The 16295-nt window shown below is 76.0% G+C and carries 15 protein-coding genes; 5 read left to right on the forward strand and 10 right to left on the reverse strand.

Going from position 1 to position 16295, the window contains the following annotated elements:
* Position 1: 1 nt before the first annotated feature.
* From IEZ06_RS29825 to IEZ06_RS29870, 10 genes are all read right to left on the reverse strand, one after another.
* Entirely contained in the window at positions 2 to 493 is a 492-nt protein-coding gene (locus IEZ06_RS29825) for a cupin domain-containing protein (RefSeq protein WP_189240016.1), read from the reverse strand.
* Positions 494 to 498: 5 nt separating this feature from the next.
* Positions 499 to 1524: a UDP-glucuronic acid decarboxylase family protein gene (locus tag IEZ06_RS29830; protein WP_189240017.1), complete on the reverse strand. Its 1026-nt coding sequence runs from the start codon at positions 1522 to 1524 to the stop codon at positions 499 to 501.
* Positions 1521 to 2711 (reverse strand): glycosyltransferase family 9 protein, encoded by a 1191-nt coding sequence (locus tag IEZ06_RS29835; protein WP_229798885.1) that lies wholly within the window; start codon positions 2709 to 2711, stop codon positions 1521 to 1523. Before IEZ06_RS29835 ends, IEZ06_RS29830 begins: the two co-directional genes overlap by 4 nt.
* 28 nt (positions 2712 to 2739) lie before the next feature.
* Positions 2740 to 3429: an SDR family oxidoreductase gene (locus IEZ06_RS29840; RefSeq protein ID WP_189240018.1), complete on the reverse strand. Its 690-nt coding sequence runs from the start codon at positions 3427 to 3429 to the stop codon at positions 2740 to 2742.
* Between the two features lie 17 nt (positions 3430 to 3446).
* Positions 3447 to 4940: a D-glycero-beta-D-manno-heptose 1-phosphate adenylyltransferase gene (gene rfaE2 / locus IEZ06_RS29845; RefSeq protein ID WP_189240019.1), complete on the reverse strand. Its 1494-nt coding sequence runs from the start codon at positions 4938 to 4940 to the stop codon at positions 3447 to 3449.
* Entirely contained in the window at positions 4937 to 5488 is a 552-nt protein-coding gene (locus IEZ06_RS29850; RefSeq protein ID WP_189240020.1) for a D-sedoheptulose-7-phosphate isomerase, read from the reverse strand. Before IEZ06_RS29850 ends, rfaE2 begins: the two co-directional genes overlap by 4 nt.
* Positions 5489 to 5494: 6 nt before the next feature.
* Complete coding sequence (locus tag IEZ06_RS29855; protein WP_189240021.1) at positions 5495 to 6703, reverse strand: glycosyltransferase; 1209 nt, start codon at positions 6701 to 6703, stop codon at positions 5495 to 5497.
* A complete protein-coding gene (locus IEZ06_RS29860; protein WP_189240034.1) occupies positions 6700 to 7845 on the reverse strand; it encodes a glycosyltransferase family 9 protein in 1146 nt (381 codons plus the stop codon). Before IEZ06_RS29860 ends, IEZ06_RS29855 begins: the two co-directional genes overlap by 4 nt.
* 173 nt (positions 7846 to 8018) lie before the next feature.
* A complete protein-coding gene (locus tag IEZ06_RS29865; protein ID WP_189240022.1) occupies positions 8019 to 9056 on the reverse strand; it encodes a glycosyltransferase family 2 protein in 1038 nt (345 codons plus the stop codon).
* A complete protein-coding gene (locus IEZ06_RS29870) occupies positions 9053 to 10693 on the reverse strand; it encodes a carbamoyltransferase family protein (protein ID WP_189240023.1) in 1641 nt (546 codons plus the stop codon). The genes IEZ06_RS29865 and IEZ06_RS29870 overlap by 4 nt, the downstream gene beginning before the upstream one ends.
* Positions 10694 to 10882: 189 nt before the next feature.
* On the opposite strand from IEZ06_RS29870, the gene IEZ06_RS29875 reads away from it, so the two are divergent.
* The 5 genes from IEZ06_RS29875 to IEZ06_RS29895 form a co-directional block, all read left to right on the forward strand.
* Positions 10883 to 11524 carry a D-glycero-alpha-D-manno-heptose-1,7-bisphosphate 7-phosphatase gene (locus IEZ06_RS29875; protein WP_307811766.1) on the forward strand — a complete coding sequence of 214 codons (642 nt, stop codon included), beginning with the start codon at positions 10883 to 10885 and terminating at the stop codon, positions 11522 to 11524.
* Positions 11521 to 12480 (forward strand): glycosyltransferase, encoded by a 960-nt coding sequence (locus IEZ06_RS29880; RefSeq protein ID WP_189240024.1) that lies wholly within the window; start codon positions 11521 to 11523, stop codon positions 12478 to 12480. The genes IEZ06_RS29875 and IEZ06_RS29880 overlap by 4 nt, the downstream gene beginning before the upstream one ends.
* A 51-nt stretch (positions 12481 to 12531) precedes the next feature.
* The gene (locus tag IEZ06_RS29885) at positions 12532 to 12927 is read left to right on the forward strand and encodes a hypothetical protein (protein WP_189240025.1); all 396 of its coding nucleotides are present in this window, start codon (positions 12532 to 12534) and stop codon (positions 12925 to 12927) included.
* 96 nt (positions 12928 to 13023) lie between these two features.
* Positions 13024 to 13698: a DUF6766 family protein gene (locus IEZ06_RS29890; protein ID WP_189240026.1), complete on the forward strand. Its 675-nt coding sequence runs from the start codon at positions 13024 to 13026 to the stop codon at positions 13696 to 13698.
* A gap of 114 nt (positions 13699 to 13812) precedes the next feature.
* Positions 13813 to 16295, forward strand: a 2483-nt coding sequence (locus tag IEZ06_RS29895) for a GAF domain-containing protein (protein ID WP_189240027.1), incomplete at its 3' end; no start/stop codon positions are given.

A 16295-nucleotide genomic window follows, 5' to 3' on the forward strand; every position in this document is an offset into this window, starting at 1 on the left:
CTCAGATCCAGTGGGTGTCGTGCCGGATGAAGAACTCCGTCATCTCCTCCTCGCTCGGCCGGCCCGATACGGCGAACTCCGCCAGTCCCTCGAAATAGCCCTCCCGCGGGGCGCCGGGCGCGAAGTGCAGCAGCATCGAGGCGGGTTCGCCCGACTCGTTGCGGAAGGCGTGCACGCCGCCCTCCGGGACGTGCACGTAGTCTCCCGGGGCCGTGTCGATCCAGCGGGTGCCGTCGAAGATCCGCACCGTCCCGGACAGGATGTAGAACGACTCGGAGATCGACCGGTGGAAGTGCGCGCTCGGCCCCGACGGGTTCGGGCCCATGTCCCACCGGTAGAGGCCGAACTTCCCGCCGGTGGAGGCTCCCGTCGCCAGGTAGTGCACCACGGTGCCGCCGTTGGGATAGGTCAGTTCGGGCTCGTGGCCGGCGGGCCGGAAGGTCGCGTTGACCTCGCCTCCGTCGCCGAGATACCGCGGATCCGGATATGTCATGATCTTTAATTTACCGGTGCGTCCTGCCGCCGGGCCACCGGCTCGGGCCGGCGGAGCTCCTCGACGAACCAGGCGATGGTACGGCGCAGCCCGTCCAGGAGGTCCACCTCCGGCCGCCAGCCCAGCCGGGACCCGGCCAGCGAGGTGTCGGGCCGCCGGACGGCCGGGTCGTCGGCGGGCCGTTCCACGAACTCGATCGGCGAGGACGATCCGGTCAGGTCGCGGATCGTCTCGGCGAGGGCGAGCATGGTCAGCTCCGCCGGGTTGCCGATGTTGACGGGGCCGGAGAAGTCGCTCTCCGCCAGGGCGAGGACGCCCTCGACCGTGTCGGTGACGTAGCAGACGGAGCGGGTCTGGCCGCCGTCACCGGCCACGGTGATCGGCTCGCCCGACAGCGCCTGGCGGATGAAGGTGGGGATGGCGCGGCCGTCGTGCGGGCGCATCCGCGGCCCGTAGGTGTTGAAGATCCGCACGATCGCCGTGTCGGTCCCGTGCGAGTTGCGGTAGGCCGTGGTCAGCGACTCGGCGAAGCGCTTGGCCTCGTCATAGACGCTGCGCGGCCCGACCGGGTTGACGTTGCCCCAGTAGCCCTCCCGCTGCGGGTGCTCCAGCGGGTCGCCGTACACCTCGCTGGTGGAGGCGAGCACGAAGCGGGCGCCCTTGTCCTTGGCCAGGCCGAGGGCGTGCAGGGTGCCGAGGCTGCCCACCTTGAGCGTCTCGATGGGGTGGCGCAGGTAGTCCACCGGCGAGGCCGCCGAGGCGAAGTGGAGCACGAGGTCGACGTCGCCGGGTACGTGCACGAAGCCGGTGAGGTCGCACTCGACGAGCCGGAACTCCGGCCGGCCCATCAGGTGCGCGACGTTGTCCGGCGAGCCGGTCAGGAAGTTGTCCATGCAGATCACCTCCGTCCCCCGCTCGATCAGCCGCTCGCACAGGTAGGAGCCGAGGAATCCGGCTCCGCCGGTCACCACGGCCCGGCGGGCGCCCCGCCGGGCACCGTCGTCGTTTCGCCGGTGGGTCGGAAGACTCATCGGACGTTCACCTCCAGTCGGTCGAGTGCGGCGCCGAGGACCTGCGGGACCTCGATCCGCAGCAGCCCGGGATCGGGCCGCTCTCCATGGGGGTCTCCACGCGACCCGGCCCACAGCGCGGTGTGCGGCCCGCCGGGCGGCGGCCCCCACAGGGCGGGCGGGACAGGTCCGAACAGCACCACGGACGGGGTGGCGAACGCGCTGGCCAGGTGGGCCACGCCGGTGTCGCCGCAGACGACCAGCCGGGCGCGGGCCACCAGGGCGGCCAGTTCCGGCAGGCCGGTGCGCCCGGCCAGGACCCGGTCGGCGGGCAGTCCGGCGAGGGCGGCCACCCGCCGCGCGAGGTCGCGCTCCGCCGCGCCGCCGGTGACCGCCACGTCGTGGCCGGCCTCGCGCAGACCCGCCGCCACCCGGGCGAACCGCTCCGGCGGCCAGCGCCGGGCGGGGTACGCGGCCCCGGGATGGATCAGGACCGGGCCGGTCCGCTCTCCCGCCGGTGCCGGACCGGGCGGGCCCACCGGACCGGGCAGGCCGGGCGGACCAGGCAAGCCGGGCGGACCAGGCAAGCCGGGCGGACCCGGCGGGCCGGGCGGACCCGGCGGGCCGGGCGGACCCGGCGGGCCGGGCGGAGAGGCGGGGTCGGCCAGGAGCAGGTCGGCAGGGTCCGCCGGGAGGCCGTACCAGCCGAGCAGGTCGCACCAGCGCCGCACCTCGTGCACTCCGTCGCGCCACCGCGGGCCCTCCACCCCGGGGATCCCCGGGTGCGCGTGGGCCAGGAGCCGTCCCGGCCCGGTGCGCAGCAGCGCGGCGGTGCTCTGCGGGCCGCGGCCGTGCAGGTTGACCGCGATGTCCGGGGCCTCGACGGGGACGCGTTCGGGGACCGGATCAGGTCCGGGCACGTCGCACAGCTCGTCGACGGCGCCGATCAGCGGCACCAGCCCGGCCAGTGCCACCGGGGCCGCCAGCGTGATCCGGTGGCCGGGGAAGGCCCGCCGCAGCGCCCGCAGCGCGGGCACGGCGGTGAGCAGGTCGCCCAGACCGAGCGCGCGCAGCGCCAGCAGCACGGGCCGGTCGGCGCCTCCTCCCGCCGTCCGGCCGTTCCCGCGCTCCGCCGTCCCGGCCCGGTCCTGCCCGCTCATCCCGGTCCGGTCCTGCCCGCTCATCCCGGTCCGGTCCTGCCCGCTCATCCCGGTCCGTGCGCGGCCGGGGTCCGGCTCAGGGCCACGACGTCTCCGTGGACGGGCAGACGACGAGTTCCCTGACCTCGCAGCCCTCCGGCTGGCTCAGCGCGAACACCACGGCCGCGGCCACGTCCTCCGGCCTGTTGAGCCGCGCGTCGGGCCCCGGCTTGTACTGCGGGTCGCGGTCATCGAAGAAGTGGGTCTGCATGCCGCCGGGGATCAGCAGGGTCACGCCCACCTGCCCGGCGAGCTCGGCCGCGAGCGCCCGGGTGAACCCGACGACGGCGAACTTGGACGCGCAGTAGGCGGTGGCGTCGCTCAGCGCACGCAGGCCGAGCGTGGAGGCGCAGGTCACGATCCGCCCGCGGGAGGCGGTCAGGTACGGCAGCGCGGCGCGGACGACCGAGGCGGTGCCGAGCAGGTTGACCTGGATCACCCGCTCCCAGCGGTCGGCGGGGACGTCGGCCAGGCGGCCGCAGGCGTCGGTGCCCGCGGCGGTGACGACGCCGTCGAGCCCTCCGGCCCGCTCCGCCAGCTCGGTGACGGCCCGCTCCGCCTCCCCGCGGTCGGACAGGTCGGCCACCACGTGCTCCACGTCGTAGGCGGGCACGTTCACGTCGGCGACCAGCGGCCGCCCGCCGGCCTTGGCGACGGCCTCGGCGCAGGCCAGGCCGAGGCCGGACGCGCCGCCGGTGATCAGGATGTTCCCCAGTGTCGCAGGCATTGCCGTTCCTCCAGGTCTCACAGCGCCGCACGGGCGGCGGCGATCAGGTTGGTCGTGGACTGTCCGGGGACCAGGGGGAGGATGACGATCTCACCGCCGGCGCGGTGGACGACCTCGGCCTCGGGCAGGTCGGACTCGGCGTAGTCGCCGCCCTTGACCCACACGTCGGGCCGGAGCCGCTCGATCAGCGCGGCGGGGGTGCTCTCGTCGAAGACCGCCACGGCGTCGACGCACTCCAGCGCGCGCAGCACCTCGGTCCGGTCCTCCTCGCCCACGACGGGGCGCCCGGCCCCCTTGAGGCGGCGGACGGAGTCGTCGGAGTTGACGCAGACGATCAGCGCGTCGCCCAGGGCCCTGGCCCGCCGCAGCAGGCTGACGTGGCCGGCGTGGAGCAGGTCGAAGCAGCCGCCGGTGGCGACCAGCCTGCATCCTGCGGCGCGGACCACCCGGGCGACCTCCAGGGGCGTGCGCGGCCGGTCGCCCAGGCCGGGGAGCCGGCCGCCGGGCTCCGGGTCGGGCAGCCGGACGGCGGCCGCTCCCCCGCCCTCCACGAAGCCGCCGGCCTCGCGGGACGCCGCCGCGACGGCGTCCTCGGCGCGCGCGCCGTCGCGGAGCGCCAGCGCGGCGGCCCCGGCGAACCGGTCGCCCGCGCCGCACGCGTCCGTCCCCGCCGCCACCGGGGGCGAGGGGACCCGGACGACCGCGCCGCCGCGGCGGGCGACGGCCGCGCCCCGGGCGCCCAGGGTGACGGCCACCGCCTCGGCGGCGAACGCGCGGGCCAGGTGGCGGGCCGCCTGCTCGGGCGAGGTGTACGGCTCCGGCGCGCACAGCAACCGGGCCTCGGCCTCGTTCGGTGTGATGAGCGCGCAGCCGGGGGCCGGGACCGGCCCGCGCGGGTGCGGGTCCCAGACCACCGGCGCCGAGGTCAGGGTCGTCGCCTCCCGCAGGGCCTCCGCCGTGCCGAGGCCGTAGTCGGAGACCAGGACCGCGCCCGCGCCGCGGAGCGCCGCGGCGGCCCGGCGGGCGTTCAGGGCCGCCGGGCGGTCCCGGGCGGCGTCGGCGAGCCGGCCGCCGCGCGGACCGGGGTGCGCCCGGCCCTCACCGCCGCCGAACCGGAACGGGTGCGCCTGACCCTCGCCGGCGCCGAACCCGGGCACGTGCGCCCGGCCCTCACCGGTGTCGAGCCGGAGCAGGGTCTGGCCCCGGGCCCGGATCCTGGTCTTGGTGACGGTCCCGCCCCGCAGCGGCAGCCCGACGACCTCCATCAGGCCGGAGAGCGCCTCCCGCAGCCACCGGCCGGGTTCGTCGTCGCCGAGCGCGGTGACCAGGACGACCTCCGCCCCGGCGCGGGCCGCGAGCAGGGCGGCGAGACCGGCCCCTCCCGGGCGGCGGTCGCGGCGGCCCGCGGCCACCACGGGGACCGGAGCGTCGGGGCAGAGCCGTTCGGCCTCGCCCTCGACGTCCACGTCGAGCAGCGTGTCGCCGACGACGACGAGCGGCCCCGGCCTCATGCGGCGGCCTCCTCGAGCGCGTGGCAGAGCATGTGGATCACCGCGAGGTGCACCTCCTGGACGGTCGCGGTGTCCGCGGCCGCCACGGGCAGGGCGTCGTCGCAGAGGTCGGCGAGGGGGTTGGGCGCCGGGCCGGTCAGCGCCCAGGTCGTGAGGCCGCACTCGCGGGCGGCGAGCGCGGCGGCCAGGACGTTCGGGCTGGAACCGCTGGTGGACAGGCACATCAGGACGTCCCCGGGGCGCCCGTGCGCCCGTACCTGGCGGGCGTAGACCTCCTGGGCGCCGAAGTCGTTGGCGATCGCGGAGACGCTGGAGGTGTCGGCGTGCAGCGGGATCGCCGCGTACGGCCGGCGGTCGTCCCGGAAGCGGCCGACCAGCTCCGCGGTCAGGTGCTGGGCCTCGGCGGCGGATCCGCCGTTGCCGCAGGCGAGCAGGCGGCCGCCGCCGGTGAGCACGGCCGCGAGCTTCCGCCCCCAACTGGCGATGGTCTCGGTCTCGTCGTCCACCGCGGCGAGCGCGGCGCTCAGGCGTGACAGGTGTGGGTGCATGGTTCTTCAGCCTCCCGCGGCGGCGGCGATCCGGTTCCGGCCCCGGGTCCGGTGGCCGGTGATCACGTCCAGGTAGGCGGCCTCGGTCCGCTCGGCGATCCGGGGCCAGCCGTACCCGGACCTGGCGCGGCGCTCGCCGGACAGTGCGAGGGCCGCCCGCAGATCAGGGCGTTTCAGCAGGTCGCTGAGGGCCCGGGCGAGGGCCCGGGGGCGGCGGGGCGGGACCAGCACGCCGCAGCCCGCCACCGTGTCCAGGTGCCCGCCGACGGAGGAGGCGACCACCGGGACCCCGCAGGCCATGGCCTCCACGACGGCGATGCCGAACGGCTCGTACCAGGGCACGCTGACCACGACGTCGGCCGAGCGCATCAGGGCGGGGACGTCGGCGCGGCCGACGCTGCCGACCACGCTGACCCGGTCGGAGAGCCCGTGGGCGGCGGCCAGGCGCTCCAGCCGCCGCGCCTCCTCGTCGTCCGGCGCGCCCCCGGCGATCACCAGTTCGGCGCCGGGCAGCGCGCGCAGGGCCTCGACGACGGTGCCGACGCCCTTGCGCGGCACCATGCGCCCGATGCTGAGGATACGCGGCCGCCGCCCGCGCGGTGCGGCCGGGCCGTCCGGGTGGAACAGTTCGAGGTCGACGCCGCACGGCACGATCGTGACCCGCTCGGCGGGCACCCCCATCGCCAGCAGCTCGTTCACCTCGTCGGTGCAGGTGGCGACGGTCAGCTGGGCGTCGCGCCCGATCGCGGTCTCGGCGGCGATCCGCTGCGGTGGGCTGGTGTCCGCCGTGCCCTGCCAGCGCCGCTTCACCGTGCCGAGGGCGTGGAAGGTCTGCACGACCGGCACGCCGAGGGGCCGGGCGGCCTCCAGCGCGGCCAGGCCGCTCATCCAGAAGTGCGCGTGGACCACGTCGGGCCTGCTGCGCCGCCAGCGCCGCCGCAGGTGCGCGGCGAAGGCCGGCATGTACGGCGGCAGCAGGTCCTTGGGCACGGGGGCGGCGGGACCGGCCGGGACGTGCTCCACGGTCACGCCGGGGCAGAGCGCCACCGTGTCGGGGGCGTCGGGGTCGTCGCGCCGGGTGTGGACGACGACCTCGTGCCCCCGCTCGGCCAGCGCCGCCGCCAGCGCCGCCACGTGGACGTTCTGCCCGCCGGCGTCGACTCCGCCGATGGCCGCGAGCGGGTTCGCGTGCTCGGACACCAGAGCGATTCTCATACGGTTGCCTCCCTTGGCGCGGCCACGCGGCCGACGGCCTCGACGACCTCCTCGGCCGGGACGGACGACAGGCAGGGGTGGCCGGGGATCGGGCAGGTCCTGGCCCTGCTGCCGCGGCAGGGGGCGTGCTGGTCGCCGAGGACGACGGACGGCACGCCGTACGGCGCCCAGCGGGCGGCCGGGACGACGGGGGCGAACAGGCTGACGACGGGGGTGCCGACCGCCGCGGCCAGGTGGGCGGGGCCGGTGTTGGCCGCGACCACCGCGCACGCTCCGGCGATCACCCCGGCCAGCTCGGCGAGGTCCGTCCGCCCGCCGAGGTCGAGCACGCTCCCCGGCCCGGCGGGCACCCGATGCCCGGGCGTGGCCCCTCTGGTGAACGCGTCCGCGGCGGGCCGGTCGCCGGATCCGGCCGCGGCGGGCCCGGCGACGCTCGCCGTCAGCACCCGCTCGCCGGGGCCGCCGGTCACCACGACCCTGTGGCCCCCGGCGGCGAGCAGCCGGACCAGCCGGGCCCAGCTCTCGGCCGGCCACGCCCGCGCGGGCGCCGAGACGCCGGGGTGCACGACCACGTATCCGGGCGGCCCGGCCAGGCGGCCGGCGTCGGGCAGCGGCCGCCGTACGGCGAGCCGGCCGTCGTCGCCGGGGGGCAGGTCGAAGCCGGCCTGGCGGGCCAGGCCGAGCATGCGCTCGGCCTCGGGCACGTCTGCGTCCTCGCCGTCCTCGTCGACGACCCGCCGCACGTCGAGCAGCGAGCCCGGGTAGTCGGTGCTGATCGCGGCGATCCTGGGCGTGCCCGCCAGCCGCAGCAGCAGCGCGAGCGGGAGCGGCGACTGGTGGAAGGAGGTGAAGATCAGCGCCTGCTCCGGCGCCAGCCGCCGGATCTCCCTGATCAGCCGGGTGACGTGGGCGCCGGACACCGGCGGCGGCTCGGGGTCGATCCACGGGGTCCGCCACTCCAGCACCCGCGAGACGCCCGGCAGGAGCTCGCCCGCCGCGCGGCCGTGCGGGCCCGCCAGCAGGACGACCTCCCGGGCCCGGGCGGCGACCGCTCGGATCGCGGGCCCGGCCAGCAGGACGTCGCCGGCGTTGTCGGGCCGCGCCACGAGCACGGTCCCCGCCCGCGGGCCCGCCCGGTCCATCCGGTCCACGCCGTCCATCCGGTCCACGCCATCCGCCCGGTCCACCCGGTCCACCCGGTCCACCCGGTCCACCCGGTCCACCCGGTCCGCCCGGTCCACGCCGTCCACCCGGTCCACCCGGTCCGCGGCAGGCCGCTCGGGCGGGCCCGGCTCCGGGCCCGTGAAAGCGTCCGTCATCGGCGTGCCCTCAGCTCGCCGCGGAGGCGGTGCGCGCAGGCCACCGGGGGGATGACCGCGCTGGTGACCGCCATCCGCCGGATCTCCTCGGGGGTGCGCGGGCCCGGGGCGATGCGCGCCCAGGCGAATTCCGCGGTCAGCAGCGCCCACGCCGCCGCCGCGGCGGTCGCCGTCCGCCGCCGCCCGGCCAGCCCCGCCCCGGCCGCCAGCAGGCCGAACCCGGTGACGAGCGCGTGGCGGCGGAGCCGGCCGGGCGCGCCGCCGAGCATCGCCCGCCAGCCGGGGCCGTGGACGCGCCGCATCAGCGCGTCGTCGGCGTTGCCCCGCTGGAAGCGCACGCTGGCCCAGAAGCCGTCGTCGCGGACCGGGTGCCGGGTGACGCGCTCCCCCTTGACCAGCCGGTATCCGGCCGCCTGCACGCGCAGCGCGAGGTCGGCGTCCTCCCGGTAGGCGCGCGGGAAGCGCTCGTCGAAGCCGCCGGTCCGCTCCAGGGCCTCGCGCCGGTAGGCCATGTCCGCGGTGATCCAGTCGGCGTCGGCCAGGCCCGCGGTGTTGCGCTCGGCGTCGGTGGGCCTGCGGCCGGCCGGGAGCGGCACCTCGATGCGCCCCTGGCTGCCGCCCACGTCGGCGGGCAGGTCCTCCAGGTCGGCGCGGACGGCCTTGTCCCAGCCGGGCTCGGGGATCACGTCGTCGTCGAGGAAGACGATCCACGGGGTGGACGCCGCCCGCCACCCGGTGTTCCTGGCGGCGGCCGGTCCCCGGCCGCCGGAGCGCAGGACCGTGACCCGCCCTCCGGCCGCGCGTACGGCGGCCAGCACGTCGGCGTCGGTGCCGAGCGAGGCCGGGCCGACGAAGGGCGGGCCGCCGGGGGCGGCGGCGGGCCCGTCCGCGGGGACGCCGCCGGTCTCCCGGCCGTCGCCCGTGAGCGGGTCCGGGCGGTCGTCGACCACGATGACGTCGGTGCCGGGGTCCAGCGCCGCCAGGGTGGCGGTCAGGGTGGGACGGCCGATCGTCGGCACGACAACGGTGATCATGACGCGAACACCCGCCCCCGGTGGATCAGGTACGGGCCGAGGACGAGCAGGTCGACCGGGGCCGAGCCGAAGCACTCCAGCGCGTCGCGGGGGTCGTCGACCATGGGCCGCCCGGCGGTGTTGAGGCTGGTGTTGACCACGACCGGCAGGCCGGTCCTGACCTCGAACTCCTCCAGCATCCGGGCGAGCAGCGGGTCGTCGGCCCGGTCCACCGTCTGGATCCGGGCGGTGCCGTCGACGTGCACGACGGCCGGGATGCGGTCGCGCCACTCGGGGCGCACGTCGTGGACGAAGAGCATGTAGGGGCTCGGGATCGGTCCCCGCTCGAAGATGGCGGCGGCCCGCTCGGCGAGCACCATCGGCGCGATCGGGCGGAACTGCTCGCGGCCCTTGACGTCGTTGAGCCGCTCGGTGTTGGCGGCCCGGCCCGGGTGGGCCATCAGGGAGCGGCGGCCGAGCGCGCGCGGGCCGTACTCGCTGCGCCCCTGGAACCAGGCGACGATGCGGTCGGCGGCGAGCTCGGCGGCGACCGCCGCGGCCAGGTCGGCGGGGCGCTCGTACGGCACCCGCGCCGCGTCGAGCCACGCGGCCAGCTCCTCGTCGGTCCAGCCGCGGCCGAGGTCGGCGCCGGGCATCGGCGCGGCCGGCTCCCCGGCCGCCTGCGCCAGGTGCAGCGCCCCGCCGAGCGCGGTGCCCGCGTCGCCCGCGGCGGGCTGGACCCAGAGCTCCTCGAAGGGGCCCTCGGCCAGCAGGCGCGTGTTGGCGACGCAGTTGAGCGCCACGCCCCCGGCCATGGTCAGCCGCCGCTCGCCGGTGCGCTCGTGCAGCCAGCGGGCGAGGTCGAGCAGGACCTCCTCCAGCCGCTGCTGCACGCTGGCGGCGAGGTCGGCGTGGTCCTCCGACCACGGCTCGCCCCGGCCGAGGCGCTTGGCGTAGCCGGCCCAGTCGACCGGCTCGACGCGGAACCCGCCGTCGCCGGTGGCGCGGATCAGCTCGCGCAGCTCGCCGAGGAAGCGCGGCTCGCCGTAGGAGGCCATGGCCATGACCTTGTACTCGTCGCTGGAGCGCATGAAGCCCAGGTGCTCGGTGACCTCCTCGTACATGAGGCCGAGCGAGTGCGGGAGTTCCTGGGCGGCCAGGACGGTCAGCTCGCCGTCGGCGTAGCGCCCGGCCAGGTGCGAGACCGCCTCGCCACGCCCGTCGCAGACCAGGACGGCCGAGTCGCGGTACGGCGCGGCCAGCCCGGCCGAGGCGGCGTGCGCGACGTGGTGGGGCACGTAGCGGACCTGCGCCGGGTCGAGGCCGGGCAGCGCGGTGGCCAGGAAGTTCGGGGCCCGGCGGGCGTAGGTCGTGCGCAGGTCCTCCCAGCGCTCGTCGAGTCCCTGCTGACCGGGTCGCACCAGCGCGGGATCGTAGGAGTAGGCGACCCCGTCGAGGTCCTCGGGCTCGAGCCCCGCCCGGGCCAGGCACCAGGCGGCCGCCTGCTCGGGCAGCTCCCAGGCCGAGAAGGGCACCGGGCGCTTGCCGTGCTTGCGCCGGCTGAACCGCTCCTCCTCTGCGGCCGCCACCACCTCGCCGTCGACGACCAGGGCCGCCGCCGGGTCATGAAAGATCGCATTCAATCCAAGGAATTTCATGCATTCGCCTCCCGCAGACACCTAGTCACTACCGAGAGGAGCGCTTCTCAAACACCGCACTCCGGTAGAAGTGCAGCTAGATGGCTTGCAACCAGCAGATTGTCACTCTGAGTAGTTTTTTTCTCGATTAACCTCCGGGCAAACGGGAAGTAGGGGAAAGCAAGGGACAGCGCATTCGGGAGGAATGAAGTGCCGCACGAAGAACGACCAGCCGCCATTCTTTTCGACCGTGACGGCACACTCGTGAAAGACGTTCCGTACAACCGCCGGCCCGAGCTGGTCGAGCCGGTCCCCGGCGCCCGGGAGGTGCTCGACCGGCTCCGCCGCGCCGGAGTCCGGGTCGGCGTGGTCACCAACCAGTCGGGAGTGGCCAGGGGGCTGATCGGCGCGGAGGAGCTGGCGGCGGTCAACGGCCGCGTCGAGGAGCTGCTCGGCCCGTTCGACGTGTGGGCGGTCTGCCCGCACGGTGACGCCGACGGCTGCGGCTGCCGCAAACCCGCCCCCGGGCTGGTCCTGCGCGCGGCGGAGGAGCTCGGCGCGGACCCCCGCGACTGCGTGGTGATCGGGGACATCGGCCGGGACGTCGAGGCGGCCCGCGCCGCCGGGGCGCGCGGCATCCTGGTCCCGACGGAGGTGACCCTGCCCGAGGAGGTCGCCGCCGCCCCGGAGGTCGCCCCGGACCTCTCCGCCGCGGTCGCCCTGGCGCTCGGCTCCGCCGCGCCGGCCCGGGCGGAGAGCGGCCGCGCCGAGGGCCGCGCGGACGCGGCGGCCCCGCCCGGCCGCACGGGCCCGCCCGCCGTGCCCGTCCCCGCCCGGGGAGCGGCGTCATGAGGATCCTGCTCTGGCACGTGCACGGCTCGTGGACCACGTCCTTCGTCCACGGGACCCACGACTACCTGGTCCCCCTCACCCCCGACCGGGGCCCCGACGGACGCGGCCGGGCGCGCACCTTCCCGTGGCCGGAGGCCGTGCGGGAGGTGCCGGCCGACCGGCTGCGCGAGGAGGAGGTCGACCTGGTCGTCCTGCAGCGGCCGCACGAGATCGAGCTGGCCGAGCGGTGGCTGGGCCGGCGTCCGGGCCGGGACGTGCCCGCCGTCTACGTCGAGCACAACACGCCCAAGGGCGAGGTCCCGGCCACCCGGCACCCGCTGGCCGACCGCGACGACGTCCCACTGGTCCACGTGACCCACTTCAACGCGCTGTTCTGGGACAACGGCCGGGCCCCCGTCCGGGTGATCGAGCACGGCGTCCTCGACCCCGGTCCCCTCTACACCGGCGAGCTGCCCCGGGCCGCCGTCGTCGTCAACGAGCCGGTCCGGCGCACCCGCGTGGCGGGCACCGACCTGCTGCCGCGGTTCGCCGAGGAGGCGCCGCTGGACGTGTTCGGCATGAAGGTCACCGGGCTGGCCGGGCACCTGGGGATCCCCCTGGGCGCCTTCGAGGACCTGCCGCAGGCGGCGATGCACGCCGAGCTGGCCCGGCGCCGGGTCTACCTGCACCCCTACCGGTGGACCTCGCTGGGGCTATCGCTGATCGAGGCCATGATGATCGGCATGCCGGTCGTGGCGCTGGCCGCCACGGAGGCGGTGGAGGCGGTCCCGCCGGAGGCGGGTGTGATCTCGACCCGGGTGTCCGTGCTCGCCGCCGCCCTGGAGGCCTTCACCGGAGAGCCGGAGCTGGCCCGGCAGGTCGGCAAGCACGCCCGGGCCGCCGCCCTGGCCCGCTACGGCCTGCCCCGGTTCCTGGCCGACTGGGACCGCCTGCTCGGCGAGGCGGCCGGGGGCTGATCCCGTGATCTCTCCTGGTGACTTTCGTGACCGCCGGGGCAGGGGGCGGTGATGAGGACGAGAGTGATCCTGGGGGCCGCGGTGGCGCTGGCGGCGGGAGCGGCGTCGGCGGGCTGCGCGTCCGCCGAGCGGGAGCCCGCCCGGCACGCGGCGGAGTCGTTCTACGCCGCGGTGACCGCCGGACAGGGCGGTCGGGCGTGCGCGCTGCTGGCCCCCGAGGCCGCCGAGGGCCTGCGCACCGGCGGGCAGGACTGCGGGCAGGCCGTGCTGGAGCTCGACCTGCCCGGCGGGGCGCCGGGCGGAGCCGAGGTCTGGGGGGACGAGGCCCTGGTACGGCTCGCGCGCGACACCGTCTTCCTGCACCGCTTCCCGCAGGGCTGGCTGGTGCGCGCGGCGGGCTGCCGGCCGCGCGGCGCGCTGCCGTACTCGTGCGAGGTGGAGGGGTGACCATGCGGGTGATGTTCGCCGTGACCGTCGTCGTCATCGTGGCGGGCCTGGCGTACGTCTTCGCCATCGGCCTGCTGCACCGGTAGGAGGCAGACCGTGAGACGTTTCGCCAGGGACAACGCCCTCAGCCTGTTCTTCCTGGTCCTGTTCGTGCTGGCGCTGGCCGGGCAGTCCGCGGCCGGGACCGCGGCGTACAACGACCGGCAGCTCGCCGAGGGCGGGGCGCCGGTCTCCTGGGCCGCGTACGTCACCTCCTCGGACTTCGCCGTCGACGTGGCGGAGAACTGGCAGTCGGAGTACCTGCAGTTCCTGCTGTTCATCCTGGCCACCGTCTGGTGGGTGCAGCGCGGCTCGCCGGAGTCGAAGCAGCCCGGCAAGGAGGGTCCGGAGAGCGACGCCGACCAGCAGGTCGGCCCGCACGCCCGGCCCGGCAGCCCGGCCTGGGCCAGGGCGACGGGCCTGCGGCAGACCCTGTACGGCAACTCCCTCGGCCTGGTGATGGGGCTGGTCTTCCTGCTGTCGTGGCTGGCGCAGTCGGTGGCGGGGCTGGCGGGCTGGAACTCCGAACGGCTCTCCCGGCTGCAGGACCCGCTGGACTGGTGGGGGTACGTCACCTCGGCCGACTTCTGGAACCGGACCCTGCAGAACTGGCAGTCGGAGTTCCTGGCGGTGCTCTCGATGGTCGTGCTCTCGGTGTACCTGCGCCAGCGGGGGTCGCCGGAGTCCAAGCCGGTCGGCGCGCCGCACGGTGCGACCGACGTCGAGGGCTGAGCTCGAACATCGGAAACCGGCATTCTATGAAATAACGGATGTAAATGCATTAATCACCCGCAGCTGGGTAGGGAGGGGGGCTCGGGGGGTGGAGCGTTGAAGACCAGGGACCGCGTGAGCGACGTGCGACGGCTGGAGGCCCTGCGGGCCACCGGCCTGCTGGACGTTCCCCGGCTGCCGCTGCTGGACCGGGTGACCCGGATGGCGGTCCGGCTGCTGGACGTGCCCATCGCCCGGGTGTCGCTGATCACCGAGGACCGGCAGGTGGTCGTCAGCGCCGAGGGGTCCAGCGACTCCCTGTCCGAGCGGCAGAGCCCCCTGTCGCAGTCCATGTGCCGGCAGCTGGTCCTCGACGACGCCTCGCTGACCGTGACCGACACCCGCGACGACGAGCGGTGGCGCGACATCGTCGCCGTCTTCCGCGGAGAGCTCGCCGCCTACGCCGGGGTCCCGGTGCACGATCCCGGCGGGCAGGCGCTGGGCGCGCTCTGCGTGATCGACCACCGCCCCCGCCCGTGGAAGCCGGAGGAGCTGCGGACGCTGGAGGAGCTGGCCGCGATGGCGGAGGCGGTGATCTCCGCGCAGGCGGGCTTCCAGGAGACCCGGCGGGAGCTGGAGGAGGAGCGGACGTTCCTGTCCGCACTGCTGGACAGCCTGGACGTCGGGGTGGCGGCCTGCGACGCCGACGGCCGGCTGGTCCGCTTCAACGAGCCGATGCGCGAGTTCGTCCAGGCGCCGGAGCAGCCGGTGGACATGATCGCCTGGCCGCGGGCCTACCACCTGTTCGGCCCCGACGGCAGGACCCTGCTCGCCCCCGAGGAGGCGCCGGTGGTCCGGGCGCTGCTCGGCGGGCGCTTCGACGGCCAGGAGGTGGTGGTCCGCGCCCCGGGCAGGCCCCCGCGCCGGTTCACGGTCAACGGGCGGCCGATCGAGACCGCCGACGGGCGCCGGCTGGGGGCGATGTGCACCGGCCGGGAGGTCACCGACCACCACCGCATCCAGGTGCTCCGCGACGCCCAGCACGCCGTGATCAAGGCGCTCGCCGAAGCCGGCTCCGTCGAGCACGCCTCCTGTGGCGTGATCGGCGCGATCGCCGGCGCGTTCGGCTGGAGCTGCGGCGAGTACTGGCAGGTCGATCCCGGCGGGGAGCGCATCTCCCGCACCGGTTCCTGGGTCGAGCCCGGCCACGACCTCTCGGAGTTCACCGGTCCGGAACTGATGACCGTCCGGCCCGGGGAAGGACTGCCCGGCCGGGTGTGGGCCTCCGGCAGCCGGTCCTGGATCCCCGACCTGCGCGACGAGCCGGGCGGCTTCCTGCGCACCCCGCACGCGCTGCACGCGGGCCTGCGCACCGCCGTCGGGCTGCCGGTGCGCAGCGGCGAACGGGTGCTCGCCGTGCTGACCTTCTTCGCCGACACCGCCGAGGAACCCGACGACGACCTGCTCTACCTGCTCGACGGCGTCTGCGCGCACGTCGGCCGCTTCATGGAGCGCCGCCGCGCCGAGGACCTCGCCCTGGCCCTGACCGCCAGCCAGCGCCGCTTCGACGAGGTCGTCGCCCAGCTCGACGACCTGGTGTGGACCGTCGAGATCGACGACGGGGGCCACGCCCGCCGGACGTACCAGAGCCAGAGCACCGCAGGGATCCTGGGCGGCCACGTCCCCCTCGGCGTCGACGCCGCCGCCTTCACCGAGAACCTCGTCCACCCCGACGACCTGCCGGCCTTCCGCGAGCTCCACGGGACGGTCGCCTCCGGCAGGCCCGCGCAGGCCGAGTACCGGGTCGTCGGCCTGGACGGCGTCACCCGCTGGATCTGGACCCGCGCCTTCCCCCGCCGCGAGGGCGGCCGCCTGCTGGCCGACGGCATCTGCACCGACGTCACCGAGCGCCACCGGATGGCCGAGGAACGCGAACGCCTCCTGGAAAGGGAGCAGGAGCAGGTCCGCCGCCTGCGCGACCTGGACCGGATGAAGGACGAACTCGTCGCCCTGGTCAGCCACGAGATCCGCGCCCCCGTCGCCGTCATCCGCAGCTACGCCGAGATGCTCGCCGACCTGCCCGGCCTGACCGACGAACCCCGCATGTTCGCCGACGTCATCGACCGCAGGAGCACCCACCTGCAGCACCTCGTCGACGACCTGCTCGACCTGGCCCGCCTGGACGCCGGCCACATCGCCGTCGACCCCCGGCCCGTCTCGCTGACCCGGCTGGTGCGCCAGGCCGTCGACGACCACCGCGCCGCCGCCGCGGCCAAGCACCTGACCGTCGACGTGGACCTGGCCCTGCACCTGCCCGCCCGCGCCGACCCGCTGCGCCTGCGCCAGGTCCTCGACAACCTGCTGTCCAACGCGATCAAGTACACCCCCGACGGCGGCACCGTCACCGTCACCGCCGGCTGCGCCCCCGGCCACGGCGCCCCCGACCACGGTGCCGCCGGGGACGGCGCGTCCGACCACGACGCGCCCGACCACGACGGCCGCCGAAGCCGGAAGCACGACGGAGGAAAGTCCCCGCCCGGGGAGGCGGAGACCTGCTGGAGCGGAACGGTCGCGGTCACGGTGGCCGACACCGGCATCGGCGTCCCCGCCGAGGAGTA

The sequence above is a fragment of the Planomonospora antibiotica genome, assembly GCF_014647955.1.
Lineage (GTDB): Bacteria > Actinomycetota > Actinomycetes > Streptosporangiales > Streptosporangiaceae > Planomonospora > Planomonospora parontospora.

Coding starts and splice junctions, on each gene's coding strand:
- IEZ06_RS29830 (WP_189240017.1), bottom strand. CDS start 1,524: ATGAGTCTTCCGACCCACCGGCGAAACGACGACGGTGCCCGGCGGGGC.
- IEZ06_RS29860 (WP_189240034.1), bottom strand. CDS start 7,845: ATGGACCGGGCGGGCCCGCGGGCGGGGACCGTGCTCGTGGCGCGGCCC.
- IEZ06_RS29855 (WP_189240021.1), bottom strand. CDS start 6,703: ATGAGAATCGCTCTGGTGTCCGAGCACGCGAACCCGCTCGCGGCCATC.
- IEZ06_RS29885 (WP_189240025.1), top strand. CDS start 12,532: ATGAGGACGAGAGTGATCCTGGGGGCCGCGGTGGCGCTGGCGGCGGGA.
- IEZ06_RS29835 (WP_229798885.1), bottom strand. CDS start 2,711: ATGAGCGGGCAGGACCGGACCGGGATGAGCGGGCAGGACCGGACCGGG.
- IEZ06_RS29870 (WP_189240023.1), bottom strand. CDS start 10,693: ATGAAATTCCTTGGATTGAATGCGATCTTTCATGACCCGGCGGCGGCC.
- IEZ06_RS29825 (WP_189240016.1), bottom strand. CDS start 493: ATGACATATCCGGATCCGCGGTATCTCGGCGACGGAGGCGAGGTCAAC.
- IEZ06_RS29880 (WP_189240024.1), top strand. CDS start 11,521: ATGAGGATCCTGCTCTGGCACGTGCACGGCTCGTGGACCACGTCCTTC.
- IEZ06_RS29850 (WP_189240020.1), bottom strand. CDS start 5,488: ATGCACCCACACCTGTCACGCCTGAGCGCCGCGCTCGCCGCGGTGGAC.
- rfaE2 (WP_189240019.1), bottom strand. CDS start 4,940: ATGAGGCCGGGGCCGCTCGTCGTCGTCGGCGACACGCTGCTCGACGTG.
- IEZ06_RS29840 (WP_189240018.1), bottom strand. CDS start 3,429: ATGCCTGCGACACTGGGGAACATCCTGATCACCGGCGGCGCGTCCGGC.
- IEZ06_RS29865 (WP_189240022.1), bottom strand. CDS start 9,056: ATGATCACCGTTGTCGTGCCGACGATCGGCCGTCCCACCCTGACCGCC.